At 64.6% G+C, this 19,746-nt stretch carries 21 protein-coding genes and 1 tRNA gene; 8 read left to right on the top strand and 14 right to left on the bottom strand.

The features are described 5' to 3' along the window. Positions 1-101: 101 nt before the first annotated feature. Positions 102-866 carry a YIP1 family protein gene (locus tag VNK82_13075; GenBank protein ID HXE91882.1) on the top strand — a complete coding sequence of 255 codons (765 nt, stop codon included), beginning with the start codon at positions 102-104 and terminating at the stop codon, positions 864-866. Between the two features lie 105 nt (positions 867-971). After that, complete coding sequence (locus tag VNK82_13070) at positions 972-2,000, top strand: radical SAM protein (GenBank protein HXE91881.1); 1,029 nt, start codon at positions 972-974, stop codon at positions 1,998-2,000. Positions 2,001-2,007: 7 nt separating this feature from the next. Here the strand turns inward: VNK82_13070 and VNK82_13065 are convergent, their stop codons facing one another. The 9 genes from VNK82_13065 to VNK82_13025 form a co-directional block, all read right to left on the bottom strand. After that, entirely contained in the window at positions 2,008-2,442 is a 435-nt protein-coding gene (locus VNK82_13065) for a type II toxin-antitoxin system VapC family toxin (protein HXE91880.1), read from the bottom strand. Then, positions 2,439-2,690 (bottom strand): hypothetical protein, encoded by a 252-nt coding sequence (locus VNK82_13060; GenBank protein ID HXE91879.1) that lies wholly within the window; start codon positions 2,688-2,690, stop codon positions 2,439-2,441. Before VNK82_13060 ends, VNK82_13065 begins: the two co-directional genes overlap by 4 nt. Positions 2,691-2,728: 38 nt before the next feature. Next, positions 2,729-4,204, bottom strand: a complete 1,476-nt coding sequence (locus VNK82_13055; protein ID HXE91878.1) for an amidohydrolase family protein — start codon at positions 4,202-4,204, stop codon at positions 2,729-2,731. A 36-nt stretch (positions 4,205-4,240) separates the two neighbouring features. Next, positions 4,241-5,245 (bottom strand): adenosine deaminase, encoded by a 1,005-nt coding sequence (gene add, locus VNK82_13050; protein HXE91877.1) that lies wholly within the window; start codon positions 5,243-5,245, stop codon positions 4,241-4,243. A gap of 81 nt (positions 5,246-5,326) precedes the next feature. Beyond that, entirely contained in the window at positions 5,327-6,742 is a 1,416-nt protein-coding gene (locus VNK82_13045; protein HXE91876.1) for an amino acid permease, read from the bottom strand. A 227-nt stretch (positions 6,743-6,969) separates the two neighbouring features. Beyond that, positions 6,970-7,128: a hypothetical protein gene (locus VNK82_13040; protein ID HXE91875.1), complete on the bottom strand. Its 159-nt coding sequence runs from the start codon at positions 7,126-7,128 to the stop codon at positions 6,970-6,972. Between the two features lie 26 nt (positions 7,129-7,154). Next, on the bottom strand, positions 7,155-9,539 hold the full coding sequence (locus VNK82_13035; GenBank protein ID HXE91874.1) for a UvrD-helicase domain-containing protein: 2,385 nt from the start codon (positions 9,537-9,539) through the stop codon (positions 7,155-7,157). 1 nt (position 9,540) lies between these two features. Continuing rightward, on the bottom strand, positions 9,541-9,960 hold the full coding sequence (locus VNK82_13030) for a DUF971 domain-containing protein (GenBank protein ID HXE91873.1): 420 nt from the start codon (positions 9,958-9,960) through the stop codon (positions 9,541-9,543). 166 nt (positions 9,961-10,126) lie between these two features. After that, entirely contained in the window at positions 10,127-10,369 is a 243-nt protein-coding gene (locus VNK82_13025; protein ID HXE91872.1) for a hypothetical protein, read from the bottom strand. Positions 10,370-10,443: 74 nt separating this feature from the next. Here VNK82_13025 and rpmB point away from each other — a divergent pair, with 74 nt between their 5' ends. Continuing rightward, entirely contained in the window at positions 10,444-10,632 is a 189-nt protein-coding gene (gene rpmB / locus VNK82_13020) for a 50S ribosomal protein L28 (protein ID HXE91871.1), read from the top strand. Between the two features lie 130 nt (positions 10,633-10,762). On the opposite strand, the gene VNK82_13015 is transcribed toward rpmB, so the two are convergent. The 5 genes from VNK82_13015 to VNK82_12995 all read right to left on the bottom strand — a co-directional run bounded on the left by VNK82_13015 (position 10,763) and on the right by VNK82_12995 (position 14,386). Beyond that, on the bottom strand, positions 10,763-11,140 hold the full coding sequence (locus VNK82_13015) for a RidA family protein (GenBank protein ID HXE91870.1): 378 nt from the start codon (positions 11,138-11,140) through the stop codon (positions 10,763-10,765). Between the two features lie 211 nt (positions 11,141-11,351). After that, positions 11,352-13,550, bottom strand: coding sequence for a bifunctional (p)ppGpp synthetase/guanosine-3',5'-bis(diphosphate) 3'-pyrophosphohydrolase (locus VNK82_13010; protein ID HXE91869.1), 2,199 nt, complete (start codon positions 13,548-13,550; stop codon positions 11,352-11,354). Between the two features lie 53 nt (positions 13,551-13,603). Then, entirely contained in the window at positions 13,604-13,834 is a 231-nt protein-coding gene (locus VNK82_13005; GenBank protein HXE91868.1) for a helix-turn-helix transcriptional regulator, read from the bottom strand. Further along, the gene (locus VNK82_13000; GenBank protein ID HXE91867.1) at positions 13,831-14,244 is read right to left on the bottom strand and encodes a hypothetical protein; all 414 of its coding nucleotides are present in this window, start codon (positions 14,242-14,244) and stop codon (positions 13,831-13,833) included. The genes VNK82_13005 and VNK82_13000 overlap by 4 nt, the downstream gene beginning before the upstream one ends. Continuing rightward, the gene (locus VNK82_12995; GenBank protein HXE91866.1) at positions 14,228-14,386 is read right to left on the bottom strand and encodes a hypothetical protein; all 159 of its coding nucleotides are present in this window, start codon (positions 14,384-14,386) and stop codon (positions 14,228-14,230) included. Before VNK82_12995 ends, VNK82_13000 begins: the two co-directional genes overlap by 17 nt. A 216-nt stretch (positions 14,387-14,602) precedes the next feature. On the opposite strand from VNK82_12995, the gene VNK82_12990 reads away from it, so the two are divergent. From VNK82_12990 to VNK82_12970, 5 genes are all read left to right on the top strand, one after another. Then, on the top strand, positions 14,603-15,520 hold the full coding sequence (locus VNK82_12990) for a TIGR01777 family oxidoreductase (GenBank protein ID HXE91865.1): 918 nt from the start codon (positions 14,603-14,605) through the stop codon (positions 15,518-15,520). A gap of 181 nt (positions 15,521-15,701) precedes the next feature. Further along, on the top strand, positions 15,702-16,769 hold the full coding sequence (gene ruvB, locus VNK82_12985; protein HXE91864.1) for a Holliday junction branch migration DNA helicase RuvB: 1,068 nt from the start codon (positions 15,702-15,704) through the stop codon (positions 16,767-16,769). Positions 16,770-17,388: 619 nt separating this feature from the next. Further along, positions 17,389-18,408: a hypothetical protein gene (locus tag VNK82_12980; protein HXE91863.1), complete on the top strand. Its 1,020-nt coding sequence runs from the start codon at positions 17,389-17,391 to the stop codon at positions 18,406-18,408. Between the two features lie 55 nt (positions 18,409-18,463). Further along, a tRNA-Gln gene (locus tag VNK82_12975) sits at positions 18,464-18,537 on the top strand. Between the two features lie 96 nt (positions 18,538-18,633). Continuing rightward, positions 18,634-19,662 carry a ribose-phosphate pyrophosphokinase gene (locus VNK82_12970; protein HXE91862.1) on the top strand — a complete coding sequence of 343 codons (1,029 nt, stop codon included), beginning with the start codon at positions 18,634-18,636 and terminating at the stop codon, positions 19,660-19,662. Positions 19,663-19,746: the final 84 nt, after the last annotated feature.

The raw sequence follows: 19,746 nt of genomic DNA, 5'->3' as shown, positions 1-19,746 counted from the left end.
CGCTTGCCCCCCCAGCCGATCCCATGGTGCGGATTGTCGCGGTCGCGTCGCTAGGTTTAGAATCCCGCGCGCATATCCTGAAGCGTTCAGGGAGGCGCTCTATGAGCACGGCCGTTGCGGCTTCGGAGGCTCCACAGCCACCGAGGCTTTCGACCATCAGCCGGATGGTCAACACCTTCATCGCGCCCAGCCAGACCTTCACCGACCTGAAGCACTACACGACGTGGACTACGTGGATCGCGCCGTGGCTGGTCACTGCCATCTTCTCCTGGATGTTCGTGGCCGTCATGGCGCAGAAGATCGGCTTCGAGCAGGTGTCGGAGAACCAGATCAAGATGGCGGGCAAGCGTGCCGAGCAACTGGAAAAGTTGCCCCCGGAGCAGCGCGCCCGCCAGATGGCGCTCTCGGTCACCATCACCAAGGTGATCTCGTTCGCGGTGCCCTTCTTCGGTCTGATCTTCTTTGTGATTGTGGCCGCGGTGTTGATGGCGACCTTCAACTTCGGCGTGGGGGCGGAAGTGCCCTTCAAGGTAGCGTTGGCCGTCGTGTTTTATGCCGGGCTGCCGGGAATCGTGCGCAGCCTGCTGGGAATCATCTCCATGCTGGCGGGCGTGGATCCGGAGGGCTTCATCGTCCAGAACCCGGTGGCCACCAATCCGGCGTATTTCATGAACCCGGCCGACTCGCCGGTGCTGTATTCCCTGGCCAGCTCGCTGGACGTGGTGATCCTCTGGATGCTGGTTTTGACCGCCCTCGGTTTCTCCTGCGTCAGCAAGATGAACAAGGGGACGACCATGGGCGTGGTCTTCGGCTGGTACATCCTGGTGACGCTGGTAGGAGCCGGTTTCGCGGCCGTGTTCCGGTAGGGCCGTTGGAACGCCGCAGGCCGCCGTTTAGCCCCTAAATCCAGCCGAACAAAGCTGTTAGGTTCGGTCCGGACGGGGAGTTATGTTCTAATAACGCATTCGCGAATGCCGACTACGGCTCTCAAAATCAAGCGCCAGGCGCTGCGCGCGCACCGCCTCTCTCGAGAAGTGGGGATGATCCTCAAGGGACTGGTCTCGACCGACCATCCCGTACTCGCCCACCTCATCCCCATGCGGCGCTGCAACCTCTCCTGCCGCTACTGCAACGAGTACGATGCAGTCTCCAAGCCCGTGCCCTTGGAGGTGATCTGCCGGCGTATCGACAAGCTGGCCGAACTGGGTACCTCCATCACCTGCATCTCGGGCGGCGAGCCGCTCCTGCACCCCGAGCTGGATGACATCCTGCGCCGCATCCGCCGGCACGGCATGATCGCCGGACTGATCACCAACGGGTATCTGCTGACGCAGGAGCGCATCGAGCGGCTGAACCGCGCCGGCCTCGAGCATCTGCAGATCTCCATCGACAACGTCAGTCCCGACGACGTTTCCAAGAAGAGCCTGAAGGTCCTGGACAAGAAACTGCAACTCCTGGCCGAGTATGCCGAGTTCCATGTGAACATCAACTCGGTGGTGGGCGGCGGCATCCGCAATCCGCAGGATGCTTTAGTCATCGCCCGGCGCGCCCTGGAACTGGGATTCACCTCGACCGTGGGCATCATCCACGATCACGATGGGCAGTTGCAGCCGCTCACCGAAGAAGAGGGCAAGGTCTACTCCACGATTATGAGCTGGGGCAAGGCCAGCTACGCGCGCTTCAACCAGTTCCAGCGCAACCTGGCGCTGGGACGGCCCAACGACTGGCGCTGCCGCGCCGGAGCGCGCTATCTCTATGTCGCCGAGGACGGGCTGGTGCACTACTGCTCGCAGCAGCGCGGCTATCCCGCCAAGCCGCTGGAGGAGTACTCGCTGGAGGACATCCGCCGCGAATACCTGACGGAGAAGTCCTGCGCGCCGCACTGCACCGTGGCTTGTGTCCACCAGGTGTCGTATCTGGATTTCTTCCGCGCCCCGCAACGCAAGACCTTCCCGCCGCCCGCCGGCGCAGGCGCGCCGCAACTGGTGCAGATCGAGTAAGCCTCGCCTACCGTTGCTCCAGCGGATTCTCCCAACGCAGACCGGGAAAGCGGGCGAAGTCGCGGTCTGTCGTGCAGAGGACTGCGCCGTGCTCGATGGCCAGGGCGGCCAGATGGGCGTCCGTTATCAGGTCTCCTGCGGCCTGGCCATCGGTCAGGCAACGTTGCAGAATCGGCCAATGGCGCTCACTGGGTTGGAGAAGAACCACGGGCGGCCTTTGCAGCAGATCATCGATCACTGCAACAGCTTCCGCGGGCAAAAGCGGACTGCTTAGCGCCCGGCTGCTCGTGGTGATTCGCAAGAATGCGAGCAAGGTGGCCCATGCCAGGCCTACGGGTCGGGACTCGGCCAGGACCCGGTTGAACCACGAACACGTAGCATCGTGGAGCGGGGAGCGCGTATCGTGCGCGTAGATGAGCAGATTCGCGTCGATCAGAATCACTTGTGAAACGGCCCCTCGATTTCCTCCAGCAATTTCCCAATGTTGTCATAGCTCAGACCGGGCTTGAGGCCGAGGGGCCGCGCCAGGATCGGAAAAGGCTTCGGAGGCCTGGCCGAACCTGGCGATGGTGCGCAAAGGGCTTTTCGCAGCATGTCATTCACCACCTGCTTGAACGAGTGCCCGGTGCGCCGCACTTCCGCCTTCAGCTTGGCGGCTACGTCCGGTTCGAGGGTAAGAGTGGTTCGCACATCATGATGCTATATCAGAGACATCATGATGTCAAGCCCTAGGGCGTGCCCGCCGCAGCCCTCTCTTGCTCGGCCAGCAGCTTGTCCAACTCGCTGCGCGAAAGATACTTGCCGGCAAACACGACTCCCGCGATTCGCCTGGTTTGACGGATGTCCTCGAGCGGGTTGGCGTCCAGCAAGACCAGGTCGGCCCGTTTTCCCGCGGCCACGGTTCCGGTGTCGTTGTGACGGCCCAGGAAACGCGCGGCGCTGACGGTTGCCGCGCGCAAGGCCTCGGCGGGCGTAAGACCGGAGCGCACCAGTAGCTCCAGCTCCTGGTGCAGGCTGAAGCCGGGAATCACAAAGGCGTCAAAATTGTCCGTGCCCGCCAGCAGCGTAACCCCGCCGCGATGCAGCTTGCCGGTAAGTCTTTGCGCCATCTCCGCCATCTGCCGGTTCAGCGCCAGCGTCTCCTCCGGCGCGCTCTCCAGGAAGCTGCGGCGGGCGGTGGTCCAGCGCTCGCGCAACTTCGCCGGCACATACTGCATGGGAAGCTGGCCGATGGGATCCTCGCGCGCCGCCGGACGAATGGAAACCGACCAGATGAGCGTGGGCACCACCACGGTGCGGTTGCGAGCCAGGCGCGCGACCACACGGTCGCACTTGGCCTCACTGTAGCTGGAGACCAGGTCGGCCTGCAGCGCCCGCGTGCGGGCTCGAGCCTCTTCCGGCTTCACCTCCGGCGCGCGCAGGGCTAGCAGCTCGCGGCGCAGTGGTTCTTCACGACCGGAGCACGCCAGCAGGATGGCGGCGTCGCCGGGCAGCGCCGGTGACATGTGTTCGATGCTCTTCTGGCCGGCATCGCTGGCTTCCACGGCGTTCATCGATTCCGGAACGTGACCGGCAAATGCGATGCCGCTGCGCTTGGCCTCCTCGGCAATCGCCCGGTAGGCCTCCGGACTCAGTCCGGCCTGCACCTTGATGAAGTCCACGCCGCGGGCCTTCAAGCTGCGCACCGCCGCGCGCGCCTCCGCTGCGTTGGCCACGGGCAGAAAGCTGGGATCGGGCTCCGGCTGAGGCCCGTCGACAAAAGGTCCTGGCGCAACGATGGTCGGGCCCGGCATGCGCCCGGCGGCGATCTCCTCGCGCATGTGCCGGATGCGCTCGAAGTCGCCGCCCATGTCGCGCACTCCCATCACGCCATAGGCGACATACAGCGGCAACATCCCCTCCGCTTCCGGACGGAGGGCGGTGTGCACGTGCATGTCCCAGAGGCCGGGGATGAGGTACTTGCCGTCCGCGTTGACCACTTGCACGTGGCGGCCGGCCTGGATCAGGGCCCGCTTGGCGATGGCTTCGATACGGCCATCGCGGATGAGCACATTCATGCGCGGCTCGACGGACCCTTCGGTTACATTCACCACGTTGACGTTGGTCAGAACCAGCAGTTGCTGTGGCGGTTTCTTGCGACTCTTCTGTGCCGCCAACGCCAGCGGCAGCAGGAGGACCAGCAGGATGAGAAGAGGCCGCCGCATGCAGACAGTCACGCTATCGTTCGCCCAGCGCGCGTGTCAATCGAGCTTACTGAGCCACGCCTGTTTCGTTTCCTCCGGCAGGAACGACGCTCGAAAGGAATTGGCCGCCAGTTGGCGCAGCTCGTCGTCGGTAAAGCCGAACGCCTCCTGCGCGAGCTGGTACTCGCGCGCCAGCGAGGTGCGGAACATGGCGGGATCGTCGGAGTTCAGTGTGACCAGCAGGCCCCGCGCGACGTACTGGCGCACCGGGTGCATCTCCAGCGACTTCACGCACCCGGTGCGCAGGTTGCTGGTCAGGCACACCTCGACCGGCGCCTGGTCACGGGCCAGGCGCGCGACCAGCTCCGGGTCGTGCCAGGCGTTCAGGCCGTGGCCGATGCGTTCCGCGCCCAGGCAATCCAGCGCCCCCAGCACAGACTCCGGCCCTGCCGCTTCGCCCGCATGGGCGGTACGCCGCAGGCCGTGTGCGCCGGCGTACTGGTAGACTTCGCGGAAAATCTCCGGCGCCGCCTGGCGCTCGTCCCCGCCCATGCCGATGCCGATGACGTTCCGGCCCTGCAGTTCGAGCGCCTTTTCCGCTACCTTCATGGCCGCTTCCGGCCCCCACTGGCGCACGAAGTCAAGGATCCAATAGAGCGAGACTCCGAACTCGCGCGTGCCGCGTTCCCGTCCGCGCTCCAGGCCGTCGAAGATGGCATCGAAGTCCGTTCCCCGGCGCAGGTACACGCCCGCGCTTACGTAAACCTCGGCGTGCACGACGTTCTCCGCACGCAGCCGCTCCATCAGGCGATAGGTGATGAGTTCGAAGTCTGCCGGCTCACGCAGAAGGTCGGTAACCGCCTTGAACGCCATCAGGAAGCCGTAGAAGTCCGGGTAATCGTAGAGCCGGTGGACGGCCGCCGAGTCGAGTGGCAGGGCGTCGTGCCGGCGGCTGAGCTCGATCAGCGTCTCCGGCTCGACCGCGCCCTCCAGATGGAGGTGCAACTCCGCCTTGGGCAGCGCGAGTATGTGTTCTGAGGGTTGCGAGGCGGTCGTCGGCACGAGCGCAAGATTTTACCCGACGCCAATGTAGAGACGCGATGCGTCCAGGCCCGGAGCCGACCGGCGAGCCGGCCGTTGGGCCTATTTCACGTTGGCGAACTCGCTGTGCCGGCGGCTGTAAACCAGGTAGATCACCAGGCCGATAGCCAGCCACACGAAGAAGCGTATCCAGTTCATGATGGGCAACCCGGCCATCAGCAGCAGGCAGCAGACGATGGTCATGATGGGAGCCATCGGACCTCCGGGAGCGCGGAAGCCGCGCGGACGGTCGGGCTCACGGTAGCGCAGCACCAGCACTCCGATGGCTACCAGAACGAACGCGAACAGCGTGCCGATGTTCGAAAGGTCGGCCAGAGTGCCGATGTCCAGCAAGCCGCCGGGGATGCCGACCACCAGTCCGGCCACCCAGGTGGAGACGTGCGGCGTCCGGTACCGGGCGTGCACTTTTCCGAACGCTCTGGGCAACAGGCCGTCGCGCGACATCGCGAACCACACCCGCGCCTGGCCCAGTTGGAAGACCAGCAGCGACGAGAGCATGCCCATCATGGCGCCGAACAGCACGGCCGTGCGCACCCAGGGCAGGTTCAGCCGCTTCAGCTCGTTCACCACCGGCGCGGCGTTGCCCAGCGTCTCCCAGTGCGCGATCCCGGTGAGCACCACCGCCACCCCCAGGTACAGCACCGTGCAGATCACCAGCGTGGCGATGATGCCGATCGGCAGGTCGCGCTTGGGATTGCGCGTTTCCTCGGCCGCCGTCGAGACCGAATCGAAGCCGATGTAGGTGAAAAAGATGATGGCGCCGCCGGTGAGCACGCCCGGCCATCCGTTGGGCGCGAACGGCGTGTAATTCTCCGGGTTGACGTAGCGCGCCGTAAAGCCCACGAACACCAGGATGGCCATGATCTTCAGCGCCACCATCACGTTGTTGGTCTCCGACGACTCGCGGATGCCGCGCACCAGCACCATGGTCAGCACCATCAGCGTGAGGAACACCGGGATGTTGAAGCCGAAGTGCCAGCCCGGCGCAAAGTGCTCGCTGCCCGAAGGCAGGTAGGCCGGGTACGTCCAGCGCGGTGAGAAGTGAATGCCCACCAGATCCCCGAGGTTCACCAGATGTTCGGAGAAGCCCACCCCCACGGCCATGTTGCTGACCGCGTATTCCAGGATCAAGTCCCAACCGATGATCCAGGCCACCAGCTCGCCCATGGTGGCGTAGGTGTAGGTATAGGCGCTGCCGGCGATGGGAATCATGGAAGCCAGTTCGGCGTAGCACAGCGCCGCGAACGCGCACACCACGCCCACCAGCAGAAAGGAGAGCGCGATGGCCGGCCCGGCGCCGGGACGGCCGAAGGTCGGCGAGCCGTAGATCAGGTACTCGAGCAGCGGCGCGTGCAGCACCGACTGCGCCTCGAACTTCTGCCCCGCGATGGCCGTGCCGATGACGGTGAAGATGCCCGTCCCGATCACCGCCCCGATGCCCAGCGAGGCCAGGGCCACCGGGCCCAGCGTGCGCTTCAGCCGGGTCTCGGGACGGTCGGCGTCCGCCAGCAGCTTGTCAATGGACTTCTTGGCGAAGTATTGGCTGGCCAGGGTTATCGGCTCCCTAGAGGATTGTCATCCTGAGCGAGGCGGCTCTTGTTCTTGCCGAGCGAAGGATCTGGGCGGCCCGATTCGCGCAGCCTGTCCCGAGCGAAGTCGAGGGAGTGCGCGAAAGGGCCGCATCCTTATCGCTTCGCCTGCCCGCGCGCCATCTTCTTGACCTTGCGCTTCTTCGAGCCCCGGTCGTAATCGCGCTTGGGCTTGGGATGCTCCAGCTTGCGCTTCTTGCGCGCCTCCCGCTTCTTCTGCTTGCGTTCTTCCCTCGACAGTGCCTTGGTATTCATGAGTCCTTTGTGTGGGTGAGCGGGCTTCAGGCCTTCTCAAGCTGGGCGAATCTCTCCACCAGCTTCTTCAGCCCGAAGCCGGGAAATTGTACCGTAATCTTCGCGTCGTCGCCCTCTCCTTCGCGTTTGTACACGGTGCCCTCGCCGTACTTGGGATGACGCACGCGCTGGCCGGGACGGAAGCCGCGCTTGCCCGTGGGCTCGGTAGCGAACTTCGTCTTCTCCTTCGGAAGCGTGAACTTCCGCCCGCGCGAAGCGAAGAACTCGGCGATGTTCTCGATGGAGTTGTAGGTAGGCCCGGAGTACGCCGGCGGCCGTGCACGCCGGCCGCGCCGCGGCGAATCCCAATCGTCTGTGACCTCCTGCGAGTAGGCGTAGTCGTACTGCGCTTCGGATGGGCGCCGCTGTTCCCGGCTGCGGGCCGGCGAGCCCAGGTCTTCCAGCAGCTTGTGCGGCACTTCATTCAGGAAGCGCGAAGGCAGGCTGGCCTCGGGCAATTCCGTGCCGTAGCGCCGGCGATACAGCGCCCGCGTCAGGATGAGCCGGTCCATGGCGCGCGTCATGCCCACGTAACACAGGCGGCGCTCTTCTTCGAGCTGGTCGGGATCGAGCAGCGTCCGCGAGTGCGGGAACAATCCTTCCTCCATGCCGATCAGGAAAACCAGCGAAAACTCCAGGCCCTTCGCCGAGTGCAGGGTCATCAGCGTCACGCGGCCCCGGGGATCGTAAGTATCGGTGTCGCTGACCAGCGCGGCGTGGTCCAGAAATTCGCCCAGGGTCTCGCCGCGGTCGCGGGAATCCATCGCGGCGTTCACCAGTTCGCGCAGGTTCTCCACCCGCGAGAACGCCTCCGGCGTGCCCTCTTCTTCCAGTTGCTTGATGTAGCCCGTCTGGTCAATCAGGAACTTCAGGAGTTCCGCCACCGAGGCCGCTTCCCCCTCCTTCCGTGCCTCCGTGTCTCCGTGGTTTCCTTTGCCTTCCAGCATCGCCCTCGCCTGCTCGATGAGCGTGCGGAACGCGGCCAGCGCGCTCACCGCGCGCGGCGGCACCAGGCGCTGTTCGATGGCTTCGCCGATGGCGTCCCACAGCGCCATGCCGGTCTCGAGCGCCAACCGCTCCAGTGTTTCGACCGTGGTCTTGCCGATGCCGCGCGGCGGCGTGTTGATCACCCGCAGCAGCGCCACCGAGTCGCTGAGGTTGTGGATGAGCTTGAGATACGCGATCAGGTCTTTGACCTCGGCGCGCTCATAGAAGGAGAAGCCGCCCACCACCTGGTAAGCGATCTGGTAGCGCCGCATGGCTTCTTCCAGCAGCCGCGACTGCGAGTTGGTGCGGTACAGGACGGCGGCCCGCGGCTCGCCATCCCCGCCAGAGGCCGCTTCCTCAAGGTAGCGCGCCATCCAGTCAGCGACGAACAGCGCTTCGTTCTCGCCGTCGGGAGCTTCGTAGAAGCCCAGGCGCGCCCCGCCCTGCCGCGCCGTCCACAGCGTCTTGCCCTTGCGCTTCACGTTGTTGGCCACTACCGCCGAGGCCGCGTCCAGAATGTTCTCCGTCGAGCGATAGTTCTGTTCCAGACGGATGACGCGCGCATCCGGGAAGTCGTCCTCGAACTCCAGGATGTTGCGGATGTCGGCGCCGCGCCACGAATAGATGGACTGGTCTTCGTCGCCCACCGCGCAGACATTGTGGCTTGCCGCGGCCAGCAGTCGCATCAGCAGGTACTGCGGGCGGTTGGTGTCCTGGTATTCGTCGATCAGCAGATAGCGGAAGCGCCGGTGGTACTGCGCCAGCACTTCCGGTCGCTCGCGCAGCAGCCGCTCCGCCACCAGCAGCAGGTCGTCGAAATCGAGCGCGTTGGCCTTCTTCAATTCTTTCTGATAGGCGTCGTAGAGTTGCGCGGTGCGCTCGGCGCGCGGGTCCGACGAGCTCAGAAACACGTCCTGCGGATCGCGCATGTGGTTCTTCGCCCAGGAGATGCGCGCCAGCACGCCGCGCGGCGGCATCTGCTTGGCGTCCAGGCCCATGCGCTTCATCGCCGCCTTGAGCACCGATTCCTGGTCGTCCTCGTCGTAGATGACGAAGTCCTTCCGATAGCCTTCGCCCAGCGCCTCGATATCGCGCCGCAACACGCGCACGCAAAAGGAATGGAAGGTCGAGATCAGCGGCCGCGCCAGGGTGTGCCCGCCCGCCAGTTGCTCCACCCGCGCCGCCATCTCCGCCGCCGCCTTGTTGGTGAAGGTGACCGCCAGGATGGAATCGGCCGCGACGCCCAGGTTCTCGATCAGGTGCGCAATACGGTAGGTGATCACCCGCGTCTTGCCGCTGCCCGCCCCCGCCAGGATCAAAAGCGGCCCCTCAGTGGCTTCCACTGCCTCGCGCTGGCGCGGGTTCAGGTCGTCGAGGAGCGCCACGCTACTGCGTTCCTCCTGCCCGCCGCGTGGAGATCATCGGCCCCGTTTCCGAGCCGGCGCCCTTTTGCCTCGCCTTGCATTCCGCACACGGGCACACGTCCCGCAGGTACTCCCAGGAATAGATGCCGTGCTGATGCCCGTCATGGAAGGTGAAACGGATGGCGTACTTCCCCACGGCCTCGGCGTGCGTGGCGCGCGGCGCTTCGCGGAACATGGGCAGCGAGCCGGGAGCGGGCTTGGGTGCCTCGCCCGGTTCGCGGCCGTCGCGCGAACGCTCATCGTCGCAGGTGGCGCAGGGGCAGGCGTCGCGCAGGTACGGGAACGTATAGCTGGAGCGGTGGCCGTCCTGCCACTCGATCTCCATGCCGGTGCCCGCGGTCAGGTTGACCTGGACTTTCTTCGGCTGGATGAGGGCGGGCACGACCTCAGTATCGCATAGCGGCATGAATGCACGGCGGCCCGGAACATTGACGATTGATTCATTTTCTTCATTGAAGTTTACCCGGGGCCGCAGCCCTGAAATCGTCAATCAATCAAGACGCCAACCGTCAATTCTTCCTGCGTCTCGGTGCCTCAGTGGGGAAAAATCAACGCCGTTTCCGCCACCGCAGCAACATCATCCCGAGGCACACCAGCCCGGTGACCAGCGCGAACACCATCGCCGAGCCGACGTAGAAGTAAAGCTGCGGGCTGGCGCCCACTTCCTTCGCCTGCTCGGTATCGGTGATTGACAGAAAGATCAGTCCGACGGCATACAAGATGACGGCGATCAATCCCGCCGCCATGCTCCAGCCGATGGTCTTGACCAGGCTCTCTCGCGCCGGTTCCATGTCTGGGAAGATAGCGCGGAATCTGCTAAAATCAATGCTTTGTTCGGTCAGTCCTGTTTCCTTCTGGAGTGCTCATGGCAAGGGTTTGCGACCTCTGCGGCAAAGGGCCGCGCTTCGGCAACAACATCAGCCACGCCCACAACCTCACCAGGCGGCGCTGGAACATCAACCTGCGCCCGGTGCACGCGCGCGTGAAGGGCGCTACCCGCCGCCTGCGCGTCTGCACCTCCTGCCTGCGCAGCGGCAAGGTCGCGAAGGCCTAAGGCTTTAGGAATCCCGCCGCGGATCAAGGCGGATACACGCAGATCATTCCTTCGTGCATCCGGAGCCTGCCCTGAGCCTGGCGAAGGTGTCCCTTGTCGTGAAAGGCGTCGGTTCGCGCAACCCGGCGGCCTACGCTTCCGCAATCGCGTCGATCTCCACCAGCACATCCTTGGGCAGTTTGGAGCACTCCACCGTCGCCCGCGCCGGCGGCTCCAGGTCGAACGCCCGCGCATAGACCTCGTTCATGGGAACGAAGTCCTCCATGTTCTTGATGAACACGGTGGTCTTCACCACCTGCTCCATGCTGCTGCCCGCAGCTTCCAGGATGGCCGCCAGATTCTTGAGCACGCGCTCGGTCTGCGCCCGTATGTCGCCGGCGATCACGTTGCCGGTCGCCGGATCGATGGCGATCTGCCCGGAGACAAACACGAACCCGCCTGCCTTGATGCCCTGCGAGTAGGGCCCGATGGCCCGCGGTGCATCGCTGGTGGAAACCGTGACTTTCATGAAGCTCCTTTCGCCGCGGATGGACGCGGATGAACGCTGATCAAGAGAATGTCTTCATCGAGAGCCAGGATTATTGCTGATAGAGGATTGACGCGCCAGCGCTGACCCCTGCAAAGCTCCAATAGGCCATGGCCCACGCATCAATTCGGCAATTGGTAAGTTAGACAACTTGGCAATCAATCCGCGTTGATCCGCGTTCATCCGCGGCCAATCAGACCTTCTGCACCCGCTGCACGTCTCTTATGCCGGCCACCTGGCGCAGCGCCGCAATCAGCCGCTCCAGGTGTTTCAGGTCGTCGATGTCGAGCACGATGTCGATGGTGGCCTGGCTGTTGGCGGCGCGCGCTTCGATGTTGCGGATGTTGGTGTTCTCGTCGCTGATGATGGCCGTGATCTGCTTCAGCATCCCGGTGCGGTCATCGCAGAACACGGTGAGCTTCACCGGATAGGCGGCAGCGCCCTCGCGCGCCCACTCCACATCGATTCTCCGCTCCGGCTCATACAGCAGGTTGGTGACGTTGGGGCAGCTCCGCGCGTGCACGGCCACTCCTTTGCCGCGGGTGACGTAGCCCACAATCTCCTCCCCGCGGATGGGATTGCAGCAGCGCGCGCGGTACACCAGCAGGTCGCCCTGTCCCTTGACCTTGATGGCGCCCGAGTCGCCGCCGAATACCCGGCGCATCACGCTGGTGAAGGCCCCGGGCTTCTCTTCCGCCGGAGCTTCCGCGGGCTCGGCCGTGGCCGGCACCAGCCGTGCCAGCACCTGCCGCGCCGGGAACTTGCCGTACCCGATCCCCGCCAGCAGGTCCTCCGGCCGCCCCAGCCCGTAATCCGAGGCCACCTGTTCGTACTGCTTCTCGTCCACGTCCTTCAGCGCCACCCGGTATTTGCGCGCTTCCTTCTCGATCAGCTTGCGCCCGATCTCGATGGCCCGCTCCCGCTGGTGCACGTTCAGCCAGTGGCGGATCTTCTGCCGCGCCCGCGACGACTTCACGAACGTCAGCCAGTCGCGGCTGGGCTTGTGCCCTGCCTGCGTCACGATCTCCACGATGTCGCCCGAGCGCAGCCGCGTCCGCAGCGGCACCATGCGTCCGTTCACCCGCGCCCCCACGCAGGTGTGGCCCACCTCGGTGTGGATGGCGTAGGCGAAGTCCACCGGCGTCGCCTCCCGCGGCAGGATCACCACCTTGCCCTTGGGCGTGAAGGTGTAGACGTCTTCCGGGTAGAGATCGAGCTTCAGCGTGGAGAGGAACTCGGCCGGGTCCTGCGCTTCCTTTTGCCACTCCACCAGTTGCCGCAGCCACGCCAGCCGTTCCTCGTCGCGCGCCGGCACCGCCCCGTCCTTGTACTTCCAATGAGCGGAGATGCCCTCTTCCGCCATCTTGTGCATGTCTTCGGTGCGGATCTGCACCTCGAAGGGCGTGCCGTTCTCCGCGATCACGCTGGTGTGCAGCGACTGGTACAGGTTGGGCCGCGGCATGGCGATGAAGTCCTTGATCCGTCCCTGCACCGGCCGCCACAGGTTGTGGATCATCCCCAGCGCCGCGTAGCAGTCCTTCACGCTCTGGGTGATGATGCGCACCGCCAGCAGGTCGTACACCTGATCCACCGGGATGCGCTGCCGCTGCAGCTTCTGGTAGACGCTGTACAGACGCTTGATGCGGCTCTCCACCCTGGCCTGGATGCCGTTCTCCTTCAGCTTCTCGCGGATGACCTCCACCACCTGCTCCAGGAACTGGTCGCCCTGCTTGCGGCGCTGCTCCACCGCTTTCTTCAACTGCTCGTGGGCGATGGGATCGACGTACTGGAAGGCCAGGTCCTCCAGCTCGCCGCGCAGCTTGCCCATGCCCAGCCGGTGCGCGATGGGCGCGTAGATCTCCAGCGTCTCCCGCGCGATCTTCTCCCGCCGCTCCGCCGGCAGGTGTTCGAGGGTGCGCATGTTGTGCAGCCGGTCGGCCAGCTTGATCAGCACCACGCGGATGTCGTCCACCATGGCCAGCATCATCTTGCGCAGGTTCTCCGCCTGGCGCTCCTCGCGGTTGGCGAAGTCGATCTGGCTGATTTTGGTGACCCCTTCCACGATGTGCGCCACCTGTTCGCCGAACTCCCGGCGGATCTGCTCGGCGGTGACCGGCGTGTCCTCGATGGCGTCGTGCAGCAGCCCCGCGGCAATGGACGTGGGATCGAGCTTCAGGTCGGCCAGCACCGTGGCCACAGACAGCGGATGCACCAGGTAGGGCTCCCCCGATGCGCGCGACTGCCCGGTGTGCAGCTTGAGCGAGAAATCGTAAGCCTTGCGGATGATCTCCAGGTCGTCGTTGGGCCGGTAGGCGCGGACCTTCTTCAGCAGGTCACGGAACTTGGTGACCGTCAGGACGTTGGTGGCGATCTGGTGCCGCAGCGTCGCCATGCCTGATTATAGCGGGGGCGACGCCGGGGAGAGTCCCACCGCCCCTTCCTGTCCTATGTCGAACCGGGAACCGTTGGTCCCCCCGGCCAACTGCCATCGGGCTCGAAAATCTGCTCGATCGCCTGACCGAACAGACGCGCAATGGCGAAGGCCAGGGGCAGGCTGGGGTCGTACTTCCCCACTTCGATGGCGTTGACCGTTTGCCGGGAAACGCCCAGCCGTTGCGCCAACTCCGCCTGCGACCAGTCGCGCTCCGCCCGCAAGACCCGCAACCGGTTCTTCATTGGTAGCGCCTCCGGGCTATCCCCAAGCCGATGAAATACAACATCACCACCATCGGGACCACGTGACGGAAGCTCCAGTCGGCCAAAGACAGAGTAACCACCCGCTGCAAAAGGCCCAGCGTCATCAGCAGCAGGATGGTCAGCGGAAACGCGATAGCCAGGGCTTCCAACTGGATGCGCTGCTGCAGCTCATCGAGCCTCCGGAGCATACGCACTTCGGCCAGGATCAACAGTGCGAAGAACGGCGCCGGGGCCAGGATGACCGCCACCTTGCCGCCAACCGAGAGATCGAAGTTGCGCGTAATGAACGCAGCTCCGGCGTAGACGCTTACGAACAACACGGCCCAAACAACGCTCCACGCCAGGTCGCGACGCCAAACACCCCCACACGCCTCAGCAAACTTTTCCATAGCTTCCTCCCATCCACATCGTCAACGCGAGCAAGACCAGTGTGGCCGTCGCGGCGGCCGCATAACCCGCGCCCACCAGCGCTGCCCATACCATCAACTCGCCCACCTCCTTGGATCGCTCGAAACAGATTGGCCGGTTCATATCTCCTCTCCTCCTGCCTTACCCTCTAGGACTAAGGAAAGAGTAAATTATTCAAGTCATAATGTCAAGAATAATTTACACTATGACAAGCGTTGGTTACATAACCTTCCGTACGGGGCTGTAACTTGCAGAAAATCCAGCGGTTCAGGCCGACTTCCTACCCACGGAGCACCCCCATTTCGCGCTAACATTCCCTGCCTGGCTGGGGCAAGACCAGTGAGCGCGACCGCAATTACCGGCTGGAAGATTCTGGTAAGCGGAGCTTCGGGGTTCATCGGCTCCGCTCTTTGCCCGCTCCTCACGGGGGCCGGCGCTCGGGTCACGCGCCTGGTGCGTACGCGGCCGCGTGATGACTCCGAGATTCAGTGGGACCCTGCCGCGGCGATTGCCGGCGACCGCCTTGAAGGTTTCGACGCGGTCGTGCATCTGGCCGGGGAGACCATCACCGGCCGCTGGACCGCTGCCAAAAAGCAGCGCATCCTCCAGAGCCGCGCCCAGGGCACGCAAACCCTTGCAACTTTGGTTGCGCATCGCCAGCGCAAGCCCAGGGTTTTCGTCAGCGCCTCTGCCATCGGCTTCTATGGCGACCGCGGTGATGAGGTGCTGCGCGAACAAAGCTCCTCCGGCTCCAGCGGCTTCCTGCCGGAAGTGGCGCGCGCTTGGGAGGAAGCCACGCGCCCGGCGGCCGTAGCCGGCATCCGCGTCGTGAACCTGCGCATCGGCGTCGTGCTCAGCCCGCGCGGCGGCGCGCTCCAGCAGATGCTTCCGCCCTTCAAGCTCGGCCTGGGCGGACGCCTGGGCAGCGGCCGCCAGTACATGAGCTGGATCGCCCTCGACGACCTGCTGGGCGCGATTCAGTTCGCGTTGACCCAGGATTCCCTCCGCGGCCCGGTCAATGCCGTCGCACCCAACCCGGTCACCAACCGCGAGTTCACCAAGACATTGGGTCAGGTCCTGCATCGTCCCACCATTTTTCCGGTGCCGGCCTTTGTCGTGAAGACGCTCTTCGGCCAGATGGGCGAGGAACTCCTGCTCGCCAGCCAGCGCGTGGAACCGGCTCGCCTCATCGCGGCCGGGTTTTCCTTCACGCATCCGGAATTGAAGGGAGCGCTGGAAGCGGTATTGAAGGGTTGATGAATTGAAGATCGACGATTAGGGTCAGGAAACAATCACCAAGCCAGCCGCGAGTCCACAACGGCTCCCGTCTTCTGAAGGAACAGGATCAGTTCCTCCTGCCCCTTCCGTGCCTCCATGTCTCTGTGTGAGATTTTCCTGTCTGGACGCATCGCCCGTTTCGCCTTACTATCGCCCTAGCGTGCCCGCGAAAGACAACGCCGCGCTGAACCGCGCCCGCCTGGTCTCGGCCGTCCCGGTCGAGGACGATGCTTCTTTCGAGCTCAAGCTGCGCCCCCGCCGCCTCGCCGAGTTCATCGGCCAGGCGAAGGTGAAAGAGAACCTGGCGGTCGCCATCGAGGCCGCTCGCTCCCGCGGCGAAGCCCTCGACCACGTCCTGCTTTACGGCCCGCCCGGACTGGGCAAGACCACGCTGGCCTCCATCATCGCCAACGAGCTGGGCGTCGAGTTCCAGCAGACCTCCGCGCCGGTACTGCAGATCAAAGGCGATCTCACTGCCATCCTCACCAACCTGCGCCCCCGCCAGGTGATGTTCTTCGACGAAGTCCACCGCCTGCAGCCCGCGCTCGAAGAACTGCTCTACTCCGCGCTCGAGGATTACAAGCTGGACATCATCATCGGCCAGGGCCCTTCGGCGCGCACCCACACCATCGAAGTTCCGCCGTTCACTTTCGTTGGCGCCACCACGCGCGCCGGGCTCATCTCCGGGCCGCTGCGCTCGCGTTTCGGTATCGTGCTGCGCCTGCAGTTCTACACCGCGGAGGATCTGGAGATCATCGTCAAGCGCTCGGCGGAGATTCTCGGTGTTGAGATCGACGACGCCGGCGCCCACGAAATCGCCAGCCGCGCCCGCGGCACGCCGCGCATCGCCAACCGCCTGCTGCGCCGCGTCCGCGACTATGCCCAGGTGCGGGGGAAAGAACGGGGGAAAGACCCTGGCGCCGGCCACATCGACCTCCCCACCGCCCAGGCCGCGCTCGAGATGCTGGAAGTGGACCGCCACGGCTTCGACGAGATCGACCGCCGCCTGCTGCTCACCATCATCGAGAAGTACCAGGGCGGCCCCGTGGGCGTGAACACGCTTGCCGCCGCCCTCGCCGAAGAGCCCGAAGCCATCGAGGAGATTTACGAGCCTTTCCTTATCCAGATCGGCTTCCTCGACCGCACCCCGCGCGGCCGCGTCGCCACCCAGCTCGCCTACGAGCACTTCGGGATTCGGTTCAATCGCAGACAGAGCGCTTTGTTCTGAAACTTTCCGCCGCGGATCCACGCGGATTACCGCAGATTTAACCACCGAGACACGGAGGCACAGAGGAACTGGTCCATCCCTGAGACCTGAGACCTGACACCTAAGACCGGAACTAACGTCGGTTGCCCCACCCTTGTCCCTCCCGCCTTTGAAGGGACAAGGTGGGAAAATTTCGCAGCCTTCACGTTTCTTCGTGCTCCCTTTGTGTCCTTTGTGGTTGAGCTTTCGGTTTTCTAGGGTCACACAATCCGTGTTTATCCGTGTCATCCGTGGCTAGATTTTTCCCGGTCCGTCCTACCCGACCCCCCAATTGACCTGAGCGCTGCGCGCCATTACGATGACCCCACTTCGCGGGGGTGGTTTCACCCCATGACCAGATGACTTCATCCGTGTCCATCCGTGTTAATCCGTGACTGAGGGTCTGTTTTTCCTGCGACGGTGCCCCATGTCTGCGCCATGGTGTTCGGCGCAGTCGTGGGGGAATGGGTTTCCAGCACCGGACCCCTGCGACCTGATACCTGAACCCATCCGCGTTCATCCGCTTCAATCCGCGTTTGTCCTTTGTTCTTGCTGATTGCTGAATGCTGAGTGCTAAGTGCTGATTTAGAATTCCGTCCCCATGCCGGTCTCCGTCCGTTCCTTCGCGAAAATCAACCTCGGGCTCTTTATCGGCTCGCGGCGGCCGGACGGATTCCACGACCTGCGCACCGTCTACCAGACCATCGCGCTCCATGACCGGCTGCGCGTCGAAGTGGGCCGCGGCTCCGGCATCGAGATCGATTGCCCCGACCCTCGCGTCCCTTCCGGCCCAGCCAACACCTGTTACCGCGTCGCTGAGCTGGTGCTCGCCGCATTGAAAGCACGTGCCCGCGTCCGCATCCACATCGAGAAGCGGCTCCCCGTACAAGGAGGCCTGGGCGCCGCGTCTTCGAACGCCGTCGCGACCATGTTCGCGCTCGAGCGCGCGCTCAAGAAACGCCTCTCGCCCGCCCAGCGCCAGCGCATCGCCGCCGAAGTCGGCTCTGACCTCCCGCTGTTCCTGGTCGGCGGAACCATCCTCGGCGTGGGCCGCGGCGAGGAGGTCTATCCGCTCCCCGACTTTCCGCCGCTCCCTTGTGTGCTCGTCACTCCGCAGATCGCCGTCTCCACTCCCGCCGCCTTTGCCGCCTGGGACCGGCTCGAAGACCGCTTTCCGGCCGCCGATCCGCTCGCGGCGAGGTCCGGAAGACGCCCTGAAAATGCCAAATTGACGCCCCCCGCCGCCTCCGATAAAATCAATCTGTCTGGTTACGCGCTGAGCGCGTGGCTGGCAGGTACCGCAACCGGTGTCCCGGGCCGTGTACGTGGCCGGGACCGGGCCGAGCCACTGCTTCTCGACCTTGTCCGTGCCGGGATCGCTAACGACTTCGAACGTGTCGTCTTTTCCGAGCATCCTGAACTGGGTGAGTTGAAGCGGCTCCTCGAGCGCCTGGGCGCGGGCTATTCCGCGCTTTCCGGCTCCGGTGCGGCGCTCTATGGCCTGTTCGCGCGTCGCGCCAGGGCCGAGCGCGCCGCCGCACGCCTGCGCAAGCTGGGCGTGCCCGCGGTCGCGACCTCCACGCTCTCGCGCCGCGCTTACTGGCAGCGGCTGTGGGCTTGATTCGCGTTAGGGTTTGGATGTTCGACTGACAACCGGCAACTGACAACTGGTTTTCTGGGCGGTCGACTAATGGTAGGTCAGGTGCCTTTGGAGCACCTAGTCTTGGTTCGAATCCAAGCCGCCCAGCCAAGGAGCAGTGGTTCGGGGCTAGGGGCTAGGGGCAACAGGCGAGAGCAGGGATTGCAAGCTCGAGTCACGACCGAGAAGACTGAGACGGGAACTGCCATGGCGACGACGGTAACGACGGCGACGGGGAAGAAGGAGCAGCGGCCGGGGACGCAGCCGCGGCCCGAGCGCAAGCCGCGGGTCCGGCGCGAGGACAAGTTCAAGGTGTTTTCGGGGACGGCGAATCCGGCGCTGGCCGACGAGATCTGCACCCATCTGGGGATGCGGCGCGGGCAGGCCAACCTGACGCGCTTCTCGGATGGCGAAGTGTATGTGCAGATCCTGGAGAACGTGCGCGGGGCGGACGTGTTCGTGCTGCAGCCCACCTGCGACCCGGTGAACCACAACCTGATGGAGCTGCTGCTGATGATGGACGCGTTGCGGCGGGCCTCGGCGGGGCGCATCACGCCGGTGATTCCGTACTTCGGGTACGCGCGGCAGGACCGCAAGGACAAGCCGCGGGCGCCCATCTCGGCCAAGCTGGTGGCCGACCTGCTGACCACGGCGGGGGCGGACCGAGCGCTGATCGTGGACCTGCACGCGCCGCAGATCCAGGGCTTCTTCAACATCCCGGTGGACCACCTGTTCGCATCGCCGGTGCTGGTGAGCTACTTCCGGGAGCTGAACCTGCCCGACCTGACGGTGGTCTCGCCGGATGCGGGCGGGGTGGAGCGGGCGCGCTTCTTCGCCAAGAAGATGGATTCGATGCTGGCCATCATCGACAAGCGGCGAACGGAGATGAACGTGGCCGAGGTGCTGCACGTGATCGGCGACGTGGAGGGCCGCAGTTGCGTCATCCTGGACGACATCATCGACACGGCGGGCACGCTGGTGAACGCCTCGGAAGCGCTCTACCGCGCGGGAGCGAAGACGGTCTACGCCTGCGCCACGCACCCGGTGCTTTCCGGGCCGGCCATCGAGCGCATTGCCGCCTCCCGCCTGGAGCAGGTGGTAGTGACGAACACGATTCCGCTCAAGGGCGAGGCGCAGAAGTGTTCCAAGATCAAGGTGCTGTCCATCGCCGGACTGACGGCGCGCGCCATCCAGTCCATTCATGAGGAGACGTCGGTCAGCACGTTGTCGAGTTGAGATCGTGCAGGGGCTAAGGCCCCTGGAAGAAATGGAAAGCAGCGGTTCGGCACGGCTGAAGCCGTGCCCTGATACAAAGCGAGT

This window comes from Terriglobales bacterium (assembly GCA_035573675.1).
GTDB lineage: Bacteria > Acidobacteriota > Terriglobia > Terriglobales > Acidobacteriaceae > DATMAB01.
This window is presented reverse-complemented; position numbering and strand designations above follow the sequence as displayed.

Excerpts from the sequence above, each read along its gene's own strand:
- VNK82_13040 (HXE91875.1), bottom strand. The coding sequence starts at position 7,128 with ATGAATACCAAGGCACTGTCGAGGGAAGAACGCAAGCAGAAGAAGCGG.
- VNK82_12980 (HXE91863.1), top strand. The coding sequence starts at position 17,389 with ATGCCGGTCTCCGTCCGTTCCTTCGCGAAAATCAACCTCGGGCTCTTT.
- VNK82_12970 (HXE91862.1), top strand. The coding sequence starts at position 18,634 with ATGGCGACGACGGTAACGACGGCGACGGGGAAGAAGGAGCAGCGGCCG.
- VNK82_13055 (HXE91878.1), bottom strand. The coding sequence starts at position 4,204 with ATGCGGCGGCCTCTTCTCATCCTGCTGGTCCTCCTGCTGCCGCTGGCG.
- VNK82_13075 (HXE91882.1), top strand. The coding sequence starts at position 102 with ATGAGCACGGCCGTTGCGGCTTCGGAGGCTCCACAGCCACCGAGGCTT.
- VNK82_13015 (HXE91870.1), bottom strand. The coding sequence starts at position 11,140 with ATGAAAGTCACGGTTTCCACCAGCGATGCACCGCGGGCCATCGGGCCC.
- VNK82_13000 (HXE91867.1), bottom strand. The coding sequence starts at position 14,244 with ATGGAAAAGTTTGCTGAGGCGTGTGGGGGTGTTTGGCGTCGCGACCTG.
- VNK82_12995 (HXE91866.1), bottom strand. The coding sequence starts at position 14,386 with ATGAACCGGCCAATCTGTTTCGAGCGATCCAAGGAGGTGGGCGAGTTG.
- rpmB (HXE91871.1), top strand. The coding sequence starts at position 10,444 with ATGGCAAGGGTTTGCGACCTCTGCGGCAAAGGGCCGCGCTTCGGCAAC.
- VNK82_13010 (HXE91869.1), bottom strand. The coding sequence starts at position 13,550 with ATGGCGACGCTGCGGCACCAGATCGCCACCAACGTCCTGACGGTCACC.
- VNK82_13025 (HXE91872.1), bottom strand. The coding sequence starts at position 10,369 with ATGGAACCGGCGCGAGAGAGCCTGGTCAAGACCATCGGCTGGAGCATG.
- VNK82_13070 (HXE91881.1), top strand. The coding sequence starts at position 972 with ATGCCGACTACGGCTCTCAAAATCAAGCGCCAGGCGCTGCGCGCGCAC.
- VNK82_13005 (HXE91868.1), bottom strand. The coding sequence starts at position 13,834 with ATGAAGAACCGGTTGCGGGTCTTGCGGGCGGAGCGCGACTGGTCGCAG.